The organism is Bacillus cereus group sp. BfR-BA-01310, from assembly GCF_022664325.1.
Taxonomy (GTDB): Bacteria; Bacillota; Bacilli; order Bacillales; family Bacillaceae_G; genus Bacillus_A; species Bacillus_A paramycoides.
This window is the reverse complement of sequence record NZ_JAKUHD010000006.1, coordinates 159,953-183,009: the sequence shown is the minus strand read 5'-3', so window position 1 is coordinate 183,009 and position 23,057 is coordinate 159,953. Positions and strand designations below refer to the sequence as shown.

Sequence of the window (23,057 nt, the reverse complement as noted above, 5' to 3'; positions counted from 1 at the left end):
GAGAGTACTTTAAAATGGGTACCAGAAGCTTTGGAATACATTTAGTTTTAAGTAAACTGCAATAATCAAAATAATAATACCAACAAAAAGTGTGATGTAATCCTCTTTTTGTGCGTCCTTTGCATAGTACCACGTACGTTTGTTTTTCTTTCCAAATCCTCTTAAATCCATTGCATTTGAAACTGTATCGATTCTTTCTAAAGAATGAATAATAAGTGGCCAAAAAATTAAAACACGGTTTTTCATACGAATCCACAAGCTCGCTTCTCCTTTTTCAAAAGGTACACCTCTTGCTTCCTGTGCATGTTTAATGATTACATATTCAGATTGAATGTTTGGTATATAACGCAGTGCAATATTTATTGCATATGTAATTTTATAATGAATAGCAAATTTATTTAAGCTACTGACAAATTCACTTGGATGAGTTGTATAAATAAAAAGAAGTGTAAATGGTAATAACGTAAAATATTTTAATGAAAGTGTAACGGCAAAAAATAATGTTTCGTATGTAATTGTTGCATAACCTATATTAAAAAAAGATGTGTATGTTCCTGTTAATTCTGATCCATGTGTTGGCGTAATAAAAAGAATCATAACAGAGTTTAATAAACTAAATGTAAATATAACGCTGAAAACAACTATAATTTTACGCAACTGAACTTTAGCAATTAAGAGGCCGACACATCCAATAAAAAATAAAATTAGCAATATACGAAAATCAAAAAATAAAAAAGTAAGAGTCATACAAAATATAAATAAAGATAACTTAATTGCACCATCCATACGATGAAAATACGTATTATGCATACTCCTCCCTCCTATTAACCTCTATATAAAGTTTCACAAACATTTCTGGAGATGAAATTCCGCTTAATTTAGCAAGCTTTATTAATGAAATCTCCCGTAAATTGGCTCTTTGTAACGTTTCTTGATCTCCTAATACAGCGGATACAGCATTGTCCGCAATGATTTTCCCTTTATGCAGAACTACCGCTCGATTTGCGTATTCTAAAGCAAGATTCATATCGTGTGTGATAAAAATAAAAGATATGCCTTTTTCAGCCAGTTTTCTTATAAACGACATAAACTGTTTGTAATGATAATAATCTTGTCCAGCTGTCGGCTCATCTAATATAATTAGTTTTGGGTTTGTTGAAAGTACAGAAGCAATAGTTAGTCTCTTTTTTTGCCCGTAGCTTAATGCCTTAATTGGCCAATTACGAAATGGGTATAATCCACAAATCTTCAAAACATCTTCCACTCTACTATTAATTTCTTCTTTAGAAACCTTTTTTAATTTTAATGTGAATGATACTTCTTCTAAAACAGTACTTTGTGTAATCATATGATTGGGGTTTTGCATAACATATGAAATAACTTCCCCACGTTTACGGATAGACCACGTGTTTATGTTTTCTTCAGCGAATGTAATTCTCCCATTTTTTGTTTTATTTATTCCTATTAGACTATGAGCTAATGTCGATTTACCTGCTCCGTTATGACCCAGTAACGCTACTATTTCACCTTCTCCTATTGAAAGGTTGATATCTTCTAATGCTGTATGTTTGTTATTATACGAAAATGATAAATTTTCAATTTGACATATTTCTCTATTTTTATGTGTGTTTTCAAATGATACTTGTTTCTGCATCCAATTCTTTATTACGCTATTAACTCTTTCATTACAAAGATTTTCAATTGGAAATAACATGTCATTATTATTACCAAAATTTAATTTCTTTAGAGCTTCTATATAAATAGGCTCTCTTAGCCCGATATTTGGTAATATATTAGACGCTAAAATTTTATCCGGTGAACCAATCGCAACAACTTCTCCTTCATCGATTAAAATAATTTTATCTAAATCAAGCTTTAAAATTTCTTCTATTCGATGTTCAATAATTACAATTGTTTTATTATATTTCTCATGTATATCTTTAATAAGTTTTATAGTATTCAAACTACTTACAGGATCTAAGTTAGCTAACGGTTCATCAAATAATAATATATCTGCATTTACCGTTAACAGCCCTGCAAGAGAAACTGACTGTTTTTGACCTCCTGACAATTCATGTGGACTTTGTGCATGAAAGTTCTGCATATTTACCTTTTTTAAAGAATCAGTCACAATTCTTTTCATTTCTTTTTGGTTTACACATTCATTTTCTAATAAAAATGCTACATCTTCTTCTACAGTAAGGCCAATAAATTGCGAATCTTGATCTTGTAATATTGTTCCTACACGTTTACTCTGTTCAAAAATACTTCCTTCTCTCGGATCCTTTCCAGCTATTAAAATGTTACCAGTACTTATCCCTTCGTAAGAAAATGGGATTAGCCCATTTATACAATGAGCTAATGTTGACTTCCCTGAACCACTCCGTCCAGCTATTAGCACTTTTTCCCCAGGATATATTTGAAATGTAATATCTTTTAAAGTAGGCTGCGTGACATGCCCATATTGAAAGGTAAATTGCTCAAAAGAAATAATTGGTTGCATGTATACATCCCTACTTTTCAATTTTTAAATGTGTATGTTTTTTATTCGCTTTAGCTAAGCCAATTGTGATTGGTAAGCCAAGAACTAAAAATACGATAACGTCTGCAATGGTTGCTCCTAGCACTTGTATAACGATTTTATCAAACGGTTCTCCCATCACAATAACATCGAATGCTCCTGCAAATATAATGGCAATTACAATTCCTACTAACCCCGCAATTGTAAAATAAGAAATATCACGGTTATTATACTTTCCATTTTTCACACTGAAGCCAGCTCTTTTTTGTATGATCCCCATTGAAAATCCGATAATGCCTGAACTAATCACCCATCCCCACCAAATACCCCATCCAGCGATTGTATCTGTAACTGTATGACCGATGAGTCCTATTAATAGCCCTGCTACTGGGCCAAATAATGCGCCAAAAACTGTTAATATAGCTAATGCTGGTTTAATAAATGTATTGGGTGCGATAGAAAATCCCCAAAGTCCTAATACACCGTATAAAGCTGCTCCAATTCCGATTGCTACTACTAGTTTTGTCGTTAATTTGTTCATTACAATTCCCCTCTCGTATTATTCAGCTTTTAATACTCTATATTTGTTTTGAAAATGAATTATGCATCGACACTTCCTTTCTATACAACAAAAAATGACCCCTTAAATTAAGAGGTCATTTTCTTTCACGTACAAGAATCCTCTTATCTTTCAAAAGACATATAAATGTCCTCTGCGGAATTAGCACCTTCCTATGTAATTACATAGGGGTTGCTGAGGCTTCATAGGGCCGTTCCCTCTACCTCTCTGGATAAGTATGTATTTGTAATCTGTATTATGGCACTAACAATCAACAATTTCAATACTTTTCTTACTATTTTAACTTTTAAATAAATAGTTCGTTCAAATCATTGTATTCTTATAGGAATTATGGAATAATGAATTCAAAATTGTTACGGGAGGAATACATGATGAAAGTAATTGGCCTAATTGGCGGACTAAGTTGGGAATCAACATCGTTGTACTATAAACATATTAATACACTTACCCTCTCTAAATATGATCAAAATGCGAAGCTTGTTTTATATAGCATGGACTTTGGTGAAGTAACTACATTATTACAAAACCATCAATATGAGGAAGTGAAAAATGAATTAGTCACAGTAGCAAAAAAAGTAGAAAACTCTGGAGCTGAATGTTTACTAATATGTTCTAATACAGTACATCTATTTGCCGAAGAAGTAGAAAAGGCAATATCAATACCACTCCTTCATATTGGAGACGTAAGTGCTAAGAATATGGTAGAGCATAATATAAAGCGTATCGGACTTTTAGGAACGAAACAAACGATGGAACATGATTTCTATAAATCTCGATTAGCAAATTACAACATTGAGACAATTGTCCCAAATGAAGAAGATAGAACCTTTATTCATCATGTCATATTAAGCGAATTAAGTAGAGGTATCATTTCACATGCATCAAAAGAAAAGCTATTACAAATCGCAAATACATTAATTAAAAACGGTGCTGAAGGAATACTGCTTGGCTGTACAGAAATTCCTTTGCTCATTTCTCAAAACGATCTATCTGTTCCTGTTTTTGACACTGCTTATTTACACGCGAATACTGCTGTACAATTTGCTGGATAACAATTTAAAAGCATAAAGGTGTGAGCCTCTATGCTTTTATCATCTTAAAACTATTTATTTAATAGTGAATCAATGACCGCGATTGCTTTTTTGGAACCACCACAATCTAAAAAGCTAGCATTAAGTTTTCGTATACCATCTTTATATTTTTCATTTGAAAAAACTTCGAATACTGCTTCGTTTAAAGACTGAGCATTCACATTATCTTTTGATAATCTATATGCTGCTTCTAGCTCAATTAACCTTTGGGCTATCATGGGCTGGTCTTTATCATGCGGTATTATTACAAATGGAACATTATAATGAATTGCATCATGTACGCTATTCATTCCCCCGTGTGTAATAAAAACATCTGCTTCATTTAATACTTCAGATTGAGGTACGTATGGAGCTATTATAAAATGGTCTGGTGCTTGTTTAATTTTTGAAATATCATTTCTATCACCTATTGCCATTACAACTACTCCTTTAAAATCTGAGAAAGTATCAATACAAGTATTAAAAAATGGTTCGATCCCCTCGAGGAGGGTCCCCATTGAAATATAAATAACCTTTTTATCTTTTAGCATTCCAAGTGGAAACTCCCCGTTTGTTTTCCGCTTTGGAAAACTCGGTCCAATAAAAATATTATTTTCTCCGAACGAATGACTATTAGGTTGAAAATAACGACTTGTATACACGATACATATTTCCCCTTTATTATTCATAAATTGAAGATTAATTTTTGGGGAAACTCCAAATTTATTCTCCATTTCATATAGTAACTTTTTAGCGAATTTATCAGGATGAAAAGGGACTGTGGTATCTGGATGAAAAGGTAAGGTCTTTAAAAAATCTGTCGGAATTAAAAATATAGGAGAGGAAACTACTCCTGGAACTTGTAAATATTCCTTTACTAATTCTCCAGCGCCAAATATATCATAAAATACGAAGTCAAAATGTATACTTTTAGATAACTTTTTTGTAATTTCTAATATATATAAAGAAGTTTGAACATGAACATTAAAGAAAGCGTTTAATCCAGATGAAGTAACCGTATCGATAGAGATTTCTTTTAATAAATCTGGATGAGAATGCACAATAGCTCCCATTGATTCAAGCCTTTCCTTAAAATTTTCCGTAGTAATATAATGTACGCTATCGCCCCGTTCAGTAAAGGATTTTACTATACTTAAAGTAGGATTCACATGTCCCTCTGCCGGAAAATTGACCATTAAAATATTCAGCACTGATTTCTCACTCCTTATATTTCATTTTCATTTATTAAGAGTACAGTTATTTTTACAGGTAAACTCCCCCTAAAAGACCTAATATTCTTACCACCTTATATTGATAAATAATTGTCAGTCAAAAATATAAAAAAAGCATCTACATAAGTAGATGCCAATCCGTGATAAGGAGTGTTCAGTGAGATAGGGTGCAAGCCTTTTGGCTTGTCCTATGCTATCAATATATGTAATTTTTTGCAAAAGGTGAATATTTAATAGCATTCTTTTTTACGAAATTATTTTATTCTTTTCATTTGATCAAACGGAAAATACACCATTTCTACTTTACCAATCACATTTGATTCATCAATAAGACCTAGTGTATTTCTACTATCTTTACTATGATTACGATTATCTCCTAATACAAAGAATTTATGCGCTGGAACTTTTATTTCTGAGAAGTTTGAAAAACGTTTTGATGTCTGTGATATATCTAACTGTATATATGACTCATTTTGCTTATTATTATTTATATAAACAACATCGTTTTTTAGCTTTACCTCATCTCCGGCTAATCCGATAATTCGTTTAACATAGTATGTTGGATCATCTTCCTTTTTAATTATCACCACATCTCCATGATGAAAGGAAAAACTAGCTTTATTAACTAGTATACGATCTTTTTCATTTAATGTTGGCTGCATCGAAATTCCTTCTACCATACAAAATAAAAAAGATTTATTAATTAAAATAACTGCTACAATAATTAAAATATAGCTACATATTTTTCCCCATCCTTTACAAACGAATCTATTCATAAATACCTCATTTCCAATCTAGTCCTATGTGAAACCGTCTCTAGTTCATATAAATGATAGAGACGGTTCATATTTTCTAATTTTCTTTTAAATCATCTACTTTTGCAGTTCCCTCACTTAATCGTTGGTTTTTCAAATCGAAATAGGCATCTAAAATATCTTTACCAATTGCAGAATTAATACCAGACTTATCATCTATAATCCATGGAACAACAACTGAAAACGCTACTTCTGGATTATCATATGGCGCATATCCTGCTAGTGTTAAGTTATAACATTTTATACGCTCACCTTTATCATTTCTACCAATGTCACTATCTCCTCCATATACTGTCTGTGCTGTCCCTGTTTTACCAGCTGGTTTATATGGTGCTTTTTGGAATTTACTTACCCCAGTACCATCCCCCTCTTGGAACACTCTTCTAAATCCCTCTTTTACTTGATTAATATACTCTTCTTTCATATCCACTTTATTTAAAACAATTGGTTCTTGTGAATGTACGACTTTACCAATTTCATCTTTCTGCACAGTTTGTTCTCTAATCTCTTGAACAATTTGTGGTTTCATACGATAGCCGCCATTTGCGATAGTCGAAATGTACTGGGCAAGTTGAAGCGGTGTATACGTATCATACTGACCAATGGAAAAGTCTAATAAGAAACCAGGCTGATTATCTTTTCGCCCAATTTGCCCAGCTGTTTCATTTGGTAAATCAATGCCCGTTGGAACACCTAAACCAAATTGTCTGAAATAATATCTCATTTTATCAAAGGATTCTTGTTTAATATCTAGTGAACTATTCCTTACATAATCTACACCTGCAATTTTTAATGCTGTATTAAACATATAAACATTAGAAGAAACTTGTAAAGCTCTTAGATCATCAATATTCCCGAAATCTTTCCAAGACTTTTTCTCCTTAGTTCCTTTAAACTTCATAGGTGCATCATAAAAGTAAGTACCTGGTGTTATAGCTTTCGTTTCAAAACCAGTTAATATTGTCGCACCTTTAACAGTTGATCCAAGCTCATATGAACTTGTCATCGTACCTAAAGCATAATCTTCTACTTCTATTTTGCCGTCTTTTTCTACTAACTTTTTCCCAGCCATCGATAATACTTGACCGTTTTTCGGATTCATCATAACAACGAAAGCACGGTCTAACATCGATTCTGAACCTTTATAGGCCTTTAATATTTTTTCTATGCTCTCTTCTACTTTTTTCTGTAATTCCATATCTATTGTTAAAGTTAAATTCTTGCCGCTTTTCCCTTCGGAAACTGTTTCTGTTCTAATTGTGTTACCTTGTTTATCTGCGATACTTCTTACTTCTGTTTTCGTACCATGAAGTACATCTTCATATTGTTGTTCGATGTAACTTTTTCCAACTCGGTCATTTCGGCTATAGTCACGTACTAAATAATAATCTAATCGTTCACGTGGTAATCCTTCATCAGCATTTGAAACATTTCCAAGTACTGAACGGAATAATCCATCATTAACATAAAATCGCTCCCAATCAACTGATGCATCTACACCAGGAAGATTTGCAAGATTTTCACTTATTACAGTGTACTCCTTTTCACTAACATCTTTTTTTATAATTTGAGGTGCCATTTGAAATCCTGAAGTCATTTTACTTTTAATAGCTAACACTTCTAAATCTTTAGCTGTTAATTCTTGAAGGTTTTTATCTGTAACGCGATTTCTCTTTAACTCTTCTATTTTTTTATCTAGTTCTTTTCCGGTACTATCTTTTTTTCTAAACTTATCTATTTCTTTTTTAGATACTAAGTTTTCAGCAAGCTTTGGATTTAATTGCATCCAAAAATCTTTCTTATCTGTCTCAGTTAACTTATCTATATCTTCTTGTGGCATTTCAATTATTTCTGCAAGTTGTCTTGCAGTTTTTAACATATCTTCTGATTTTACACCTTTTAACTTTGTGTATGTAATCGTACGTAAAGACCTATTATCAACAACGGGTTTACCTTCACGATCATAAATTTTGCCGCGTGGCACTGTAAGACTAACGGTTGCATTTTCTCTCTTTTGTACTTCATTTTTATATGTTTCTCCTTCGAAAATTTGCACTTTACCTAGCTGAATTATAATAGCAGAAAACAATAAAAACACACAAAAGAATAAAATGTTTAATCGTATTGGAAGTACCCTACCGCTTTTCTGTTTTTTCTTTTTCACCTTGTCATAATCCTCCTCCTTACATTACTTCTAACAATAAAGTAAGTTCCCATCATTGTAAGTAATGTTGAAATTCTAAACATTACATTGTATAAATACTAATATAATGATTAATACTTAATAGAAATTTAAGTAATGGTAAAGAAAAGGTAAAGTTTACTAAAATAAAATTTAAAAATACGCCAAAACAAAGGACTTAGTTTTCACTAAGCCCTTTGTTTTGGCGTATTTAATTATTTACGAGTTAAATATAGAGCGTACTATTACGGATTTATTTTCACTCTTTGATATGTACAGTTCACTTTGCGTTTTTGGTAAGTAAATTGTTACAGTAGTCCCGACACCAACATCACTCATAATACTAATAGCCCCTTGGTGACTTTCAATAATTTTGTAACTTAACATCAATCCAATTCCAGTACCTTTTTCTTTCGTACTATAAAATGGTTCACCCAATCTCTTAATTCTTTCCTCTGGTATTCCTATTCCTTCGTCGACTATATCTATAATGACTCCGTCTTCATTCATTTCTTTCATATGAATTGAAATTTTCCCGCCATCTGGCATTGCCTCGATTGAATTTTGCAAAATATTAATAAATACTTGTTTCAATTGATTTTCAGAGCATTCAATAAATATTTCACTTGAATCTGCAATTAATTCAACTTGAATATTTGTCATAATCGCTTTTGTGTTAATCAATGACACGACATTTTCAAATATTTTATAAATATTTTTCTTTTCAGTAGGAATTTCATCTGTTTTAGCAATCGACAAAAACTCCTGAAGTATCGCTTCAATTCTCTCAATTTCAGAAAGCATAAGATCAAAATACTTTTCTTGATCCTCTTTGTTAATTTGGAATAGTTGTATAAATCCTTTTATTACAGTTAAAGGGTTCCTTACTTCATGAGCAACACCAGCTGCTAATTGTCCAATTGCTGCAAGTGTATCTGATTTATTTAGTAATTCTTCTGTCTTTTTTCGCTCTGTAATATCGCGTATAATAACCATAATTTTGTCATGTAGCAATGGTAAACATCTAGCTTCAAAAAAATCTATACTTCCTTTAAGTGCTAGTGGATATTCAACAATTACAGTGGATTCTTTTTCTTTTACTTGACGAATTGCTTCTCGAAATTGCTGTGCTACTGGAGATGGTAACACCTCGTAAAACTTTTTTCCCATAAAGGTTTCTGCAGGTACGTAGAATTTTGTAGGTGATCCAGCTTTATAATCTATAATTGTTCCATCAGCTTCTGTTAAAAAACATAGATCTGGTAAAGCTTTAAAAATAAGTTCCAATTCAGAGGTTTGTTGTTTTAGTTGTTCTTCTATTGCTTTTAAATGTGTAATATCTACCCCAACAGCCCAGTAACTAAATCCTATTACAGGAAACTGGTCTGAAATATTGGACCACATTATCGTTTTGACTTCACCATTTTTACATGTTAAATGCATTTCCCAATCTCTAAAATTTTTCCCACAAGTTAAGAATTTTTTTTGTATTTGGTGACGGTAATTATCGTCAGGATATAATATTTGAAGTGCGTTTGGGTTCCCGATAATCTCTTCGGCTGTATAACCTGTTACAATTTCACATTCCCGATTCCATAAAACGAAATCGCCGTTGTTATCTAGTGCATCAACCATAACAGGCATGTTTTGTAAAATCATATATAATTCCTCTTCCTTTCGAAAGAGTAAATTATTATTTTTACTTTGAATAGCATTTGTAGCTCCATCTATAATAAGATTCGAAAGCATTTCAAAGTATTTTTGACAATTGAAAATTTCGCTTTTTTTAGACCAAACTACAAAAGAACCTAAATGTTGATTGTTTAAGAAAATGGGGATTTCAACCTTTGGAAGATTATTATTTTTCACTTCATTCATTCCGAATGAAAAAATACATTCTTTCTCAGCATCAAGAAGTTGATGTGATATGTTAGTTAATTTATAAAATTGTTCTGCCATGGTTTCTATTGTACTCACATCAATAAGTTCCATCAGCCGAGCATTCATTCTTTTTTCACCTCTATGTGTAAATTTAATACCCGTTTAAAATTCATACTTCTCCATTATACGGATAATGTCCGTACAGGTATATAGTGATAGCATAATTATTCAAATTAATTTTATTTTTCAATAAAAAACAGAAAATATGTAGTGATTTTGAATGAAAAGTTCACATAATATTCATAAATATTATGAAAAATATAAACATTTATTCCAATATATTCTATATAATAAAGTGTAATAAGGCTTCTATGAGACTCATAGAATACCTTACCCCTAATAAAAAGTAAAAAAGAATCCTTTTTGGATTCTTTTTTACTTTCTTGTTACATTACATATTTATATAAAGCATGTGCAACACCATGTTCTTCATTTGATAATGTTTCGAAATGACAAATTTCCTTTATTTCATCAACTGCATTTCCCATCGCAATTGATATATTTGCTTTTTCCATCATTGAAACATCGTTTAGTCCATCACCTATCGCTACAGTATTTTCAAATGGAATATTGAGATGTTCTGCTAAAGTATATAAGCCTTTACCTTTTTGTGCATTATAATGGTTAATCTCTAAATTATGCCAATATGAAGATGTGATTGCTAATTCTTTATTATGTTTAAATTTTTCTTTTAGCTGTTTTAACTTTTGTATGTCATAAGAAAATGGTAAAAGTTTATGCACATATAGATCACTTTCTACAATTTCCTTACAACTTTCAACATTATGAAATGCAGTATGCTCAATATATAAAGCGGCAATCGTTTCTAGCTCTTGTAAATCAACATCTAAATTTGATTTCTTCACATTCTCAATTTCATTAAGAACACTTTCAGTTCCGTAATGAGGTACATATACTCCTTTATCAGTATAGAGCTGATAATATATGCCACTTTCTTCAAGGTATTCAACAATTTCAAGGGCCTGGATATTTTGAATTGGATATCTTTTCATCATTTTCTTATCTTTATAAATAAGTGCACCATTTTCCGCAATAATTGGACACTCTAAATTAACTTCTAACAATAATCGTTCAATATCAACGATTGAACGCCCTGTACAAATTGCCACGACATGTCCTGCTTCCTGACATTTTCGAATTGCTTCTGCATTTTCTTTGCTAATCATTTTATTACCGGAAAGAAGGGTCCCATCTAAGTCAATTGCAATTAATTTCATTATTTCTTCACCACTTTCTATAAATACACGAGATCTATTTAACGAAAAAAGGTATCGTTTTCATATTGAACTCGTTAAGTACTTCTTATTTATAATTTATGAAAAGCGTTTCAGGTCAAGAGATATTAATAAATAAAATTAAAAATGCAAAGCTTTTCTATTTTAAAGAAAGCTTTGCATTTTTAACTATGAATTATAAGTAATATATTTCGTCTCACACATGTACACATTTTTTTCTTTGGTTGGGATAAATACTTTAAACTTTTCTAACTGCTTTCCGTAAATATGGATCGTAACAACTCTTTCGTTTTCTTCTATTTCAAGAATATGACAATCAGCAGGTGGAATCACTTTATCTGTTTCTCCTTCTCCTAAATAAATATTACCTGTATGTGTTAAATGAAATAGAGAACTTCCAAGTTGCTTAGTTTGTAAAAAGTTTCGAACCATTATTCTTCCTGAAAAAACCCCTTCTACTCCCCAAGTGCCATCATGATCATGTAAAGGCGTAGCTTGCCCCTCTTTCCATACAAGAGCTAATACTTCAAAACGTTTTAATGGATCTTCATATAGTAAGTGACGTGCATATTGAGCTGCATCCGTTTTTTGTTTTTCTAGCGGAAGCCATGTTTTCTTTTCTAAAAGTTTTTCAAGTAATTTTTCAATTTTACTTACTATTTGTTCCTCATGTAACCTACTATCCATAAGATCAGTTACACCATTTATAAACTTTTGAAACGTCTTACTTCCATTACACGTTAACATGAGTATCTCTCCTCTCTTTTCTTCCATACACTTCCATCTTACGAAAGGATTAAAATACCTACAATTGAGAAACAAAAAACAAGATGCAAATGTATGCACCTTGTCGAACATTTTATTTAGTTTTTAAACGAATAGGTAAATACTTTAATGTTTGCTCATTTTCGAGTATACATTCTTCTAAACAGAAAGATGGAGATAACTCTATTTTTTCGAAAGTATTTATAAAAGTATTTAATGCAATCTCAGCTTCTAAACGTGCAAGCGGTGCACCTAAGCAAAAATGAGCCCCTTTTCCAAAAGTTAAATGCTTTTCATTTCCTACTCGATGTAAATTAAAAGTAGAAGCTTGTGGGAACTTCTGTTCATCTAAATTTGCTGCACTGACCCATGCAACAATCATCTGGTCTTTTTTCATTAAAGGTCCAAAGATATTCGTATCTTCAGTTATACGACGAGCTAATGTAACAGGAAAGCGATATCGTAATACTTCCTCTATCGCTTTTGAAATCAAATTCGGTTTTTCTCGTAATTCTTTATATGTTCCAGGCGCATCCACTAAAAAACAATAAAAGCTATTAATAATTAAATTAGTAGTCGTTTCATTACCGGCAGCTAATAGTCCTAATGAAAAAGTGACGATTTCTTCATCTGTTAATCTTTCACCTTCATATTCAGCTCGTATTAAATCTGAAATGATATCATCGGTTAAATGATATCTTTTTTCTTGAACAATCGGTAGAAGATACGTTTTAAATTCATTTAAAGCGATTTCCTTTTTCGTATCCAAATCATTAAATTTCTCTTTACTATATGGCATGAACAAAATATCAGACCATCCCTTAATTTGTTTACGATCAGTTGTGGGTACCCCTAATAAATCGGATATAACAGTTACAGGTAAAGCTGCCGCGAAATGTTCAACAATATCAACCTCATTATATTCTCCTATATGTTGTACAAGTTCATTCGCAATAGCTTGTACTCGTGGTTTCCACTGTTCTAAACTTCTTGGAGTAAATGCTTTAGAGACGATTGAACGTACATTACGGTGTTCTGGGGGATCAACAGAGTTTATATTTATCCTAGTTTCTAAAGGTGGAATTGAAAATTGTCTGCGCTCTCTTTTACTCGAGAACAATCGATAATCTGATAGAACACGATTAACATTCTCATATGAAAAAACATTCCATACATCTTGCTCTGCATCATAATATACTGGGTGATTATCTCTCATATATTGATACCACTCATACGGATTCCATAACTCTTCTTTTGTTTTCAGCTTTGAAATTTCATGAACTAAAATAACATTTTCAGGTGAATCCATAGTTCTTTCCTCCCTTTTCTTTTACAATAAAAGTGATAGGTCGGCAGTTCAAAGGTGTATAATCTAACATATGTTATTTTAACATATACAAAGCTGAAATCTTCAAATAGGAACTTGAGAAATATTATGAGGGGGATTTTTATGTATGTTGATATTTTACTACTGGCAGAATTAACGACTGGACCAAAACATGGATATGAAATAAAGAAAAATATCCAAAATCGTTTAGGTGAGAATTTTGAATTAAACCATAACATGCTTTATCCTGCTCTTCGGCGCTTTGAAGATATGGGTGCCATAACGAAAGAAATTCATGAGCAAGTTAGAAAACCAAATCGAAATATTTATGAAATAACAGAAACAGGTGAAGAGATATTTTATGAAATGCTAAGAGATTTCCCTGAAAAAATTGCGGTAAACAATGCTGAATTTCTTGTTCGTATCGCCTTGTTCGAAAAGCTTGATTACGAGGCAAGAAAAGAAATTTTAACTATGCGCCATGATGTTCTTCATAAGCAGCTTATATCTATCCAATCACTCGATGGTGTTGCCCCTTTTATTACAGAAGTTGTTGAATTTAGTAGATCGCGTATTGAACATGAACTAAATTGGATACTATCTCTCATGAAAAAAATATAAATATTTATAAAAACATGAATGAAAATGAGATTTATTATCAATAATATAATTAATAAAAGGGCAACCGTGATTTGGTTACCCTTTTAAAAAAACTTACACTTCTGGACTAAAAGTTTTGCAATCTGTTTCTTCAGTTGTAGATGCTTGTTGCCCTTTATGACTTACTACATAAATTGCGTCTGCACTACATTTATTACCGTTAGCCCAAAATTTACAGTTGTTTACTTCACATAAAACGTCTTGTGCCATAGTATCACACCTCCTTGTTCTTTTATCATTAACAAAATTCGGAGGTATGATACTTTTTGTCATGCATTTTTTATTACCTTTTTAACTTTCTTAATGATCCTATATCCCCTCGTACAATAGCATCGATATTTTCAGTTATGTTCTCAATATCAAAATGCCACCATTGAATTTGCAATAGTTCTTCTATTATTGCATTTGAAAACCTCTCTTTTATTTTATTTGCAGGGTTTCCACCAACAATTGTATATGGTGCGACGTCTTTAGTCACAACAGATTTAGCTGCAATTATTGCACCATCTCCAATTTTTATTCCAGGCATAATAGTTGTATCCATACCAATCCAAACGTCATTTCCTATAACTGTATCTCCTTTATACGGTAAATCAGACAAATCAGGCGTGAATTTCTCCCAGCCATTCCCAAAGATATTAAAAGGATACGCCGAAAATCCATCCATTCGATGATTCGCTCCGTTCATAATAAAGGTAACTCCAGATGCAATACAACAAAACTTTCCAATAACGAGACGATCTCCGATAAATTCATAATGATATAATACTCGATTTTCTAATGTTTCCCCATGCTTCGCATCAAAATAAGAATAGTCACCAACAAGTATATTAGATTTCGTTATTGTATTTTTTATAAAATGAACGTTTTGATTTCCTTCAATTGGGTATTTAACATTTGGATTAGGATTCATGTTGCACAGCACTTCCTTTACCATTCATTTCACTTTCTACTTCTATTACTGGCTTTAAATTGTATATAGGTAAAATAAACAATAATCCAATAACAAATAATAGAGCCGTCCCCTCATACATCGTACTTAGTGAAAACAGCTCCTTTAGTGAACCAGCAATACTCATCGTTACTACCATTGAACCTGTGAATAGTGGACTTAAAATACCATTTACCCGTCCAATAAAATCCGTATCGCTATTTTGAATAATGAGAGTATTAATCCCTATTTGAATGCACGGCAAAGCTAATCCGCTAAAAAGTTGTGCAGTAAGTGTAACCCATAAATTTGTGGAATAGCCTATAATACCAATCCCAATTGCCTGGCCAAGCATACCTACAATTAACATCTTTTGCGGGGCAACGTTTTTCGCGAATACCATCGCTAAAGCTCCACCAACAATCATCCCCACACCATTTACTGTTAATAACCATTGTAAACTTTCTTTTGATAATCCTAGTTGTTCCGTCACAATAAATATTCCAAGCGGTTGAATAAGGCCTATACCAAGTCCAGCTGCCATAAAACATAAACCGAGCAAAGTTAATGCTTTTTTCTTTTTTACATATTTAATACCATCCACCATTTCTTGTAACAGACTGATTTCTGTCTTCCCTTCTTCATTTTCAAGATCTTTCGGAAGAAATAATAGTACAATTGCTGCAAGTAAAAATGCGATACCAGTTGTTATTATTGAAATGTAGATTCCAAAACCGTGAAAGATAAATGTTCCAAGAATCGGCCCTAATACCATAAATATTGCAAATATTGTTTGATATATTGACATCGCTAACTGAATTTGTTCTGTCGATAAATGCTGTTTAAACAATTTCATTCCAGATGGTTGGGAAAACTGTGAAAGGATTGCCGAAATGAGCGTAACAAAAAACACTATTTTCCACGTACCAAACATAAGAGTAATTAATACTGCGAACACTGATAAAGAACTTAAAGTTTCACACCATATCATTGTCCTTTTCGGCTTCCATCTATCTGCAAAAGTTCCACCTATAAAGGAGAAGATAAAAATTGGAGCAAACTCAGCAACTGAAATCATGGAAATAGCGAAAGCATCACCTTTCGTCATTTCCATAACATACAATAATACCGCAAAGTTCCGAACCCATATTCCAATTTGTAAAAATAATGCTGAAGCAAGAATACCTTGAACAAATCGATTTTTTAATACTTCTGATACCCCATGATTTTGTTTCGTTTCTACAGTCGTCGACATAAAAAAGCCTCCTATTTCGCATACTGAACAGGAGGCAGCACAAATCAGATAAAAAGACTATATATTCGCAGTGCGAAATTCATCCCTTTTCTATAAATGTACATACTAATCCTATTCAGAAGAATATTTCGTTTTTTAACGAAGATCTCTTACAAATAGAATTAGTTGATCATTGGGATGTCTTCACCCTTCCGTTTCGAATTTAAATAACACATACATACTCTATGTAAATCATATGTGATGTATGCATGTCTCAATATAACTATTCTAAAAAGATAATGGTAATTCCTCTAATGAACGCATTAAATAATTACCTTGCCATTTAATTTCTTCACGATTACCACTTATTTGTAGTCCAGGCATACGTTTTAGCAAAGTAGAAATAGCAATCTTTGCTTCTAACCTAGCAAGTGGCGCTCCTAAACAGAAATGGCTACCATGACCAAATGCAATGTGACGGTTATTCTCCCGTGTAATATCGAATACTTCTGGGTTTTCAAATACTGTTTCATCACGGTTTGCTGAAGCTAATGCAATAATAACCATGTCTCCTTTTTGGATTGTTTGGTCGTGAATTTTAAACGGCTCAGCCGCCCATCTTGCAGTTGTAATTTCAACTGGTGAGTAGTATCGTAATCCTTCCTCTATAGCTGAATCAATTAGTTTTGGATTTTCTTTTAATAACTGTAACTGATCCGGATTTTCTAGAAGTGCTAATACCGTATTTGTAATTAAATTCACTGTCGTCTCGTGTCCAGCTACGATAAGTAACATAATCATTGAATATAGCTCCGGAGCACTAAGTTTATGTCCATCGCTTTCCGCAAGTATTAAAGCACTGACCAAATCTTCTTGAGGATCTTGTCGTTTTACATCAACTAAATATTGAAGATATGTAATAAATTCAGATAGTTGCTTTTCAGTATCTTTTATTTCTTCAGGTGTTACTGGGGAGGCAATGACAGCATGCGACCAAATTCTAAACTTTGCTTGATCCTCTTTTGGAATACCGAGCATTTCACTTATTACATTGATCGGTAATGGAAACGCATAATCATCTACAAGATTTAATGTACCTTTTTGCTGGGCGTCGTTTATTAAATCATCCGCGATTTCCTGAATTCTCCCTTCTAATTGCGTAATCATCTTCGGGGTAAACGCTTTTTGTACTAGAGATCGTAAACGATTATGGTTAGGAGGATCTGAATTTAACATATGCGTTGTTAAATGATCACTATTATCAAGAGAAAGATACATGTTCATTCTATTTTGAGAAAATACATTAGCTGGATCTTTTTTCAAGCGATTATCTTTTAAAAGTGGCAGAGCATCTTCATATCTAGTAATGAGCCATTCTTTACCAATCTCGACTTTATTAACAAATAAAATAGGTTGCACTTTTCGCGATTCTTTATAAATTTCGTATGCATCTTCTTTAAACTGAGCAGAAGCCAAATTAATGCCATCCTCTATTTTTCGGCCAACCTTGTTTTTCATGGACATTACATTCCCTCACTTTCAATTGTTTTTAAAAATCAACCCAACATTTGAATTATACTTCAGAAAAAACTAGAAAATTGTAAATTTTTAACCAAAATCTTACTTTGTATATTGAAAAATAAAAAAGTGAGAGAGTAAAATCATTCTACCCTCTCACTTCCTTCTATGCGAAGCACATAAAATTACTAATTTGTTGATATCGATAACTTACTTTACGGCGACGACCAGCTTGCCAAGTGTATCCTGATACTCCGCTTCTTCTTACTTCTGTCGGAAAGAACCATAAGTCTCTTCCGAATGGACCAGGACGATGCAAACGTAAATATCCCCATCTTCCTAGGCAGTTACACATCAATGATTTCATATTTCCTGCTTGCGCAGGAGCAGAGAATGTGGAAGGTAACGACGGAGCTTGTGACGGAGGTGGTGATGTTGGAGCATCTTCCGCATCATCTGGTCTATAATCTTCATGTTCAACATCTCTAACTTCATTTGTAGATTCATATCCATAGTTTTGTGGATTATAATACATCGCTTGATCATATGAGTAGTTTTGTTGGTTATACATAATAAAAAATCACCTTCTTTTCACTTATTACCTTTAACATTAATATGTGATATGGCATCTATAGGAAGCTTATATATAGCCCAAATTCAACTCAAAAAAGCTCGTATTTTGAAAAATACGAGCTTTTCATAAAGCGACATGTATTTATTATTATCTCAACTTCACACTATAAAAACGCATTTCTTTTAGTGAACCTTCAAATTCAAATAATCCTTGTTTAATTAATTCTTTTAAGCGATACTCTAAAAACGTATCCCCAACTAATTGTTCTACAAGGCCAAGCGCTTCGCCAATCACTCTCGGAGCTTTAAGGAACCCTTTGTCAGCACCCACTCTTTTCGCACAATCAATAATGAATTGATCAAAATGGTCTTCTTGTACAGAATGCACTTCATTATCGGTCCAAACTCTTAAAAACTCTGTACGATTCGATAAATGATTCCATTCATTCTCAAGACCTATTCTGTTCTCTGTAGTTAAATAAGGTAATTCTACAAAGCTTTTTTGGAAAGTAGCTAAACTTTCAGGCGATAATTCTCCCGTTCCACGTATATCATACTCTTGGATGAATATGTTTTTGTTCGCTTCAGATGTATTTATAACACGAATATTTTTCTTATCCTTTAATTGAGCAATTACAAAACAAAGGCCCACATGCTCATGGGCATTATTTGCCTTCCAAATTGTAATAGGCGTTTCATTAGGTATAGATTGTAGTTCTTCTAAAGTTTCCATAAATCTTGGTAAATATTCTTCTTCAAAATAACTATCATAAGCAGTTAAGTTGTTTAATAGCCATTGCTGCCTTGCTAGTTGCCCTTTATTCTTATGTAACATATGTATCGGTCCAATTGAAAAGAATTCAGAGAATGCAACAACACTCTCTTCATGTAGTTTTTCTTGATCTAACATATATTTTAAGCACCCAGCTGTTGAATCATCAAAAGCGATATGTACGTGTGTGCTTTCTTTTACATTCCTTTTATAAGATTTATTTCTCGTTAGTTGCTTAGGAATATCCATCAAGTGTTTAATTGTATCTTCACTATAGTTTTCTTCTAATAGATCTAACTGTATAAGAATACTTTGAAGTAATTGTTTTGCTTCATCCTCATACATTTCATCAACAACATTTTTAATTTTATCTATCATGTAAATCCCTCAATTCATTACTAAAATAACGTAGATTATAGTGTATCATTTTAGTGTAGATGTTTTAAAGTTTTTTATAGATTATATCTATTTTAAAATTCATATTAGTACAGTGATATATTAACGGTAATTTTTATTTATTTTTAAAACGCTTTGTAAATCTTTTTATTTAAATGTATAATTATATAGAAAATAAAAATTATAGGAGCAAAATCTATGGAGAAAGTACTTATTAATTACAAACAATATTTAAAAAATTGGAGATATCTATTTATTTGTATATTTCCGGTAATTGGTTTGCTATACACTTTCGATGTCATCTTTGAGCTACTGTTTCACCAAGAATTCTACTTGTCTAACTTAATATCTGCCATAATATTATTTTTAATATTTATTAATGTTAAAGATAAGTTTAAGATCTAAGATTAAAGAAATCTTTCGGATTTCTCTTTTACTTAACCTTGCTATGATTCAAATGCAATACTGTTTCTAGTTAGATCTTTATTATTGATTCATACTTTACGTAGAAGAATTCGTAGTGATTTTTCTTAAATACACATGAGTACATGTCGGTTTTATTGTAAGTGGTATTTTGCTACTCCTCTTATTATTCTAATGAAGCTACACTTTTTACAAACAAAAAAGAGCATCCTTGCAATTGGATGCCCTCATGTGATTAGAGGTTTTCTCTGAGTATTGAATAGAACACGAAGAACTTGTCCTATAACGTAATATATGCTTGTACCTTGTTAAAATGTGCATAAAAAAAGCACCCTCGCCCAGGTGCCAAAGAGATAGATACACATCGAGGTAACTAACACGCTAGAAAAGTTTTTTCTGTATCAACGTACTCTTGCTATTCTACATAATCACAAAACTTCTTTTCATATATTTAAAGTACAATTTCTATATCATAAACAAAAAACACCTTAATGGATGTTTTTTATTTTGCTCTCCTTAAACTTCCATAAATTAAGCTGGCACGCCAATTATTTCTACTACAGAAGAAATATTAGTAGGGTTAATCATTACATTTTCAATACAAACTAATATATTTTCTAGTAACCCATTCTCTGTAGTAATAAGTTCTTCAAAATGATCTAAAGTCATCGAGAGTTTGTGCTCACTTCCACCATTCATACAGACTTTTACATACTTCACATTTTGCTAGCTGCTCTTTTTATTGCTCTTTATCATTTCATTGAGATTAAATGACTACAACAAGCCTACCTTGTCATATGTATTAAAAAAAGATAAGGGACGTGACAACATTGGACAACAAAAACAACCAATTTATTTTTCATACTATACAAGGTTCGGCAATTAAAAAATTTGTAATTATCGACTTAATTACTGGTACAGGAATTTATTGGACTGTAAATTTTATATCTTCAAGTGCAATACTTGCAATTATTAGTTGTATTTTGGGAACCAAAAAAATAAAAGAAATGCAACAATCTTAGAACTCCAAACTAAAATCTATCCCAACAAAAAATGTGCACGTTTCTACTTGCAACCTTATTTTAGTTTTTAAATTGGTGTCTTATTCTAGAAATAATATCTTTTGAAGATCAATGTTTGCACTCATATAAAGTGAAACTTTAATCAGTGGGGGGCTTCATCCCCCACTGATTATTAGTTGAACCAATCGGGCTTTTAAGGGCAGCTTATCTCCCACCTAGCTTCTTTGCTTTACAATCGAATTTTGAGGTGGGAGATAAGCTGCCCGTTAATGCGGGATAAAATAGGTGGTTTCTGATTACACAGAAACCACCTATTTCAACATTTGTTATATCAACTTCTTTACATTACTAAAATGTATTAACTAATACGAGTTTATATATTTTCACTGGATAATTGCTAATAAAAATGTGAGAGATAAGAAGGCACAAAGAGGAATATATAAAAGAGTGTCCATTTTAGCAAAAGGAGTATCCTTTTTACGTTTGAATATTCCAAAATAGTTAAACTCACCTACTACTCTAATGAAAAAAACAATCATACAAACCCATGTGCCAATTTGAATAATAACGTTTGGAACCGCAAAACTAATAACCTTCGCTTGTAGTAATAAAATTATTGCTGCTACACTTAATAGTAGCGCAATTAATAATGTCATTGCTGTACCGGGCGTAAACGTTTTTTCTCCAAATTCAGTTGGAATGACGCTATTTGTTCCCCACTTTCCTCCGAAAGCCCAGTATACATGTAAAAAGCTCACTAAGAATAATATACATACAGAAATAATTGTAAAAATAAGCATTTTGGCACCTCCATTATTTTGTTCAAGTCTCACTTTTTAAAGTATGCTATAAATTTCTTTAGAAATCTATTTTCCATTCAAAGTATTAAAGAACTATATATAAAACCCCTTAATAATCTATCAATTCTACGATAAATCATTAAGGGGTTAACTAATTTTACTATGCATTATACCTATTTCTTCGACGTTCCATCCTTGTTTGTCCTTGTATAGCTTCTACTTTATGTTGCTGTTCTTGCTCTATCATTTGATATGTTTCAACTGGTTTATCATAATTACGCTCATAAATAGTTTCTGGCGTTTTTCGTTTTGGAGACTTTCCGCCAAACTTAAATAATTTTATCTTAAACTTTGGTAATCTAGGAATACGAATTTTAAATGTTGGCTTGTTGCGTTTCTTTTTTTGTTTAAATATATTTGTATTTTCTACGTTATTATCTTTTTCTTTACGGTGCAATAGCATCGCAAGTAATCCACCAAATATAAGTCCTCCCATTAGCAACAGAAGATATGAATAATGTGTTGTCATTAAACTTGTAATACGCTCAAGAATTGCTAATGACTTTATTTCTTTTAGATCCCATAACAATGCAGACCATAGTGAGAGTAAGCCTACTGTAAGCCCGTATGTACGAAAACGGAATATACATGGAATTAAAGCGATACATGCAGCGATTTTCGCGTTCGCTATTAACGAACTCATTGTAACATATTGATTCCAAATGACTAACAATAATGTAATAAATGAAGCGTATGCTATCCAGCTACATATTCGTGAGTACATCTTTTTTGCGTAATAACTACCAAAACTAGTGAAAAATAATAACCCTCCAATAAATAAAGATTGCTCTAGAGGGATTTGCTTCATAATGCCTGCAACTGGAAAGAGGCTGCTCAGTACCATTAATAGTACATCTAATTTTTTCACCATTCCCCATTCCTTTCAAATTCTTTTTCAGTTTTGTAAAGTGAATTTCATATTTTAAGGCAACTCTTCGTGATACAATAGTGGTATTTCTAAAAAACATCTTAATCCCGT

The 23,057-nt window shown here is 32.1% G+C and carries 23 protein-coding genes and 1 riboswitch; of the genes, 4 read left to right on the top strand and 19 right to left on the bottom strand.

The window, feature by feature from the left end; genetic code table 11:
- Positions 1 to 9: 9 nt before the first annotated feature.
- Genes MR109_RS15115 through MR109_RS15105 form a run of 3 tightly spaced genes read right to left on the bottom strand, consistent with a single transcriptional unit; the run spans position 10 to position 3,062 of the window.
- On the bottom strand, positions 10 to 810 hold the full coding sequence (locus tag MR109_RS15115; protein ID WP_242272733.1) for an energy-coupling factor transporter transmembrane component T family protein: 801 nt from the start codon (positions 808 to 810) through the stop codon (positions 10 to 12).
- Positions 803 to 2,503: an ABC transporter ATP-binding protein gene (locus MR109_RS15110; protein WP_242272730.1), complete on the bottom strand. Its 1,701-nt coding sequence runs from the start codon at positions 2,501 to 2,503 to the stop codon at positions 803 to 805. The genes MR109_RS15115 and MR109_RS15110 overlap by 8 nt, the downstream gene beginning before the upstream one ends.
- Before the next feature lie 10 nt (positions 2,504 to 2,513).
- Positions 2,514 to 3,062, bottom strand: coding sequence for an ECF-type riboflavin transporter substrate-binding protein (locus MR109_RS15105; protein WP_242272728.1), 549 nt, complete (start codon positions 3,060 to 3,062; stop codon positions 2,514 to 2,516).
- A gap of 140 nt (positions 3,063 to 3,202) precedes the next feature.
- Positions 3,203 to 3,319, bottom strand: a riboswitch (SAM riboswitch).
- 150 nt (positions 3,320 to 3,469) lie between these two features.
- On the opposite strand from MR109_RS15105, the gene MR109_RS15100 reads away from it, so the two are divergent.
- Entirely contained in the window at positions 3,470 to 4,153 is a 684-nt protein-coding gene (locus tag MR109_RS15100) for an aspartate/glutamate racemase family protein (protein ID WP_242272727.1), read from the top strand.
- 50 nt (positions 4,154 to 4,203) lie between these two features.
- Here the strand turns inward: MR109_RS15100 and MR109_RS15095 are convergent, their stop codons facing one another.
- From MR109_RS15095 to MR109_RS15065, 7 genes are all read right to left on the bottom strand, one after another.
- Positions 4,204 to 5,382 carry a macrolide family glycosyltransferase gene (locus tag MR109_RS15095; protein WP_242272725.1) on the bottom strand — a complete coding sequence of 393 codons (1,179 nt, stop codon included), beginning with the start codon at positions 5,380 to 5,382 and terminating at the stop codon, positions 4,204 to 4,206.
- Between the two features lie 275 nt (positions 5,383 to 5,657).
- Positions 5,658 to 6,179: a signal peptidase I gene (lepB, locus tag MR109_RS15090; protein WP_242272724.1), complete on the bottom strand. Its 522-nt coding sequence runs from the start codon at positions 6,177 to 6,179 to the stop codon at positions 5,658 to 5,660.
- Between the two features lie 76 nt (positions 6,180 to 6,255).
- Complete coding sequence (locus tag MR109_RS15085) at positions 6,256 to 8,382, bottom strand: peptidoglycan D,D-transpeptidase FtsI family protein (protein ID WP_242272723.1); 2,127 nt, start codon at positions 8,380 to 8,382, stop codon at positions 6,256 to 6,258.
- Between the two features lie 237 nt (positions 8,383 to 8,619).
- Positions 8,620 to 10,407 (bottom strand): PAS domain-containing sensor histidine kinase, encoded by a 1,788-nt coding sequence (locus MR109_RS15080; RefSeq protein WP_242272722.1) that lies wholly within the window; start codon positions 10,405 to 10,407, stop codon positions 8,620 to 8,622.
- Positions 10,408 to 10,727: 320 nt separating this feature from the next.
- A complete protein-coding gene (locus tag MR109_RS15075; protein ID WP_071719423.1) occupies positions 10,728 to 11,579 on the bottom strand; it encodes a Cof-type HAD-IIB family hydrolase in 852 nt (283 codons plus the stop codon).
- Positions 11,580 to 11,765: 186 nt separating this feature from the next.
- Positions 11,766 to 12,344: a cysteine dioxygenase family protein gene (locus MR109_RS15070; RefSeq protein WP_242272721.1), complete on the bottom strand. Its 579-nt coding sequence runs from the start codon at positions 12,342 to 12,344 to the stop codon at positions 11,766 to 11,768.
- 112 nt (positions 12,345 to 12,456) lie between these two features.
- Entirely contained in the window at positions 12,457 to 13,671 is a 1,215-nt protein-coding gene (locus MR109_RS15065) for a cytochrome P450 (RefSeq protein ID WP_242272719.1), read from the bottom strand.
- Positions 13,672 to 13,812: 141 nt separating this feature from the next.
- Between MR109_RS15065 and MR109_RS15060 the strand changes: the two genes are divergently transcribed.
- The gene (locus MR109_RS15060) at positions 13,813 to 14,310 is read left to right on the top strand and encodes a PadR family transcriptional regulator (protein ID WP_048376605.1); all 498 of its coding nucleotides are present in this window, start codon (positions 13,813 to 13,815) and stop codon (positions 14,308 to 14,310) included.
- 93 nt (positions 14,311 to 14,403) lie between these two features.
- Here MR109_RS15060 and MR109_RS15055 read toward each other — a convergent pair whose 3' ends face one another.
- From MR109_RS15055 to MR109_RS15030, 6 genes are all read right to left on the bottom strand, one after another.
- Positions 14,404 to 14,559, bottom strand: coding sequence for a DUF1540 domain-containing protein (locus MR109_RS15055; RefSeq protein WP_002172190.1), 156 nt, complete (start codon positions 14,557 to 14,559; stop codon positions 14,404 to 14,406).
- A 73-nt stretch (positions 14,560 to 14,632) separates the two neighbouring features.
- A complete protein-coding gene (locus tag MR109_RS15050) occupies positions 14,633 to 15,262 on the bottom strand; it encodes a Vat family streptogramin A O-acetyltransferase (RefSeq protein ID WP_025149118.1) in 630 nt (209 codons plus the stop codon).
- Positions 15,252 to 16,535, bottom strand: a complete 1,284-nt coding sequence (locus tag MR109_RS15045) for an MFS transporter (RefSeq protein ID WP_048376603.1) — start codon at positions 16,533 to 16,535, stop codon at positions 15,252 to 15,254. The genes MR109_RS15050 and MR109_RS15045 overlap by 11 nt, the downstream gene beginning before the upstream one ends.
- 267 nt (positions 16,536 to 16,802) lie before the next feature.
- The gene (locus tag MR109_RS15040) at positions 16,803 to 18,038 is read right to left on the bottom strand and encodes a cytochrome P450 family protein (RefSeq protein WP_242272717.1); all 1,236 of its coding nucleotides are present in this window, start codon (positions 18,036 to 18,038) and stop codon (positions 16,803 to 16,805) included.
- Positions 18,039 to 18,198: 160 nt separating this feature from the next.
- On the bottom strand, positions 18,199 to 18,603 hold the full coding sequence (locus MR109_RS15035) for a hypothetical protein (protein ID WP_071719418.1): 405 nt from the start codon (positions 18,601 to 18,603) through the stop codon (positions 18,199 to 18,201).
- A 150-nt stretch (positions 18,604 to 18,753) separates the two neighbouring features.
- Positions 18,754 to 19,755: a DUF1835 domain-containing protein gene (locus tag MR109_RS15030; RefSeq protein WP_242272715.1), complete on the bottom strand. Its 1,002-nt coding sequence runs from the start codon at positions 19,753 to 19,755 to the stop codon at positions 18,754 to 18,756.
- 216 nt (positions 19,756 to 19,971) lie between these two features.
- Here MR109_RS15030 and MR109_RS15025 point away from each other — a divergent pair, with 216 nt between their 5' ends.
- Entirely contained in the window at positions 19,972 to 20,178 is a 207-nt protein-coding gene (locus MR109_RS15025) for a hypothetical protein (protein WP_098474346.1), read from the top strand.
- A 549-nt stretch (positions 20,179 to 20,727) separates the two neighbouring features.
- On the opposite strand, the gene MR109_RS15020 is transcribed toward MR109_RS15025, so the two are convergent.
- The gene (locus MR109_RS15020) at positions 20,728 to 20,916 is read right to left on the bottom strand and encodes a hypothetical protein (protein ID WP_242272712.1); all 189 of its coding nucleotides are present in this window, start codon (positions 20,914 to 20,916) and stop codon (positions 20,728 to 20,730) included.
- 110 nt (positions 20,917 to 21,026) lie between these two features.
- On the opposite strand from MR109_RS15020, the gene MR109_RS15015 reads away from it, so the two are divergent.
- Complete coding sequence (locus MR109_RS15015; protein WP_071719414.1) at positions 21,027 to 21,218, top strand: hypothetical protein; 192 nt, start codon at positions 21,027 to 21,029, stop codon at positions 21,216 to 21,218.
- 383 nt (positions 21,219 to 21,601) lie between these two features.
- Here MR109_RS15015 and MR109_RS15010 read toward each other — a convergent pair whose 3' ends face one another.
- Both MR109_RS15010 and MR109_RS15005 read right to left on the bottom strand, forming a co-directional pair.
- Positions 21,602 to 22,018: a DUF3995 domain-containing protein gene (locus MR109_RS15010; RefSeq protein WP_025149125.1), complete on the bottom strand. Its 417-nt coding sequence runs from the start codon at positions 22,016 to 22,018 to the stop codon at positions 21,602 to 21,604.
- A 160-nt stretch (positions 22,019 to 22,178) separates the two neighbouring features.
- A complete protein-coding gene (locus MR109_RS15005) occupies positions 22,179 to 22,946 on the bottom strand; it encodes a DUF3959 family protein (RefSeq protein ID WP_242272876.1) in 768 nt (255 codons plus the stop codon).
- Positions 22,947 to 23,057: the final 111 nt, after the last annotated feature.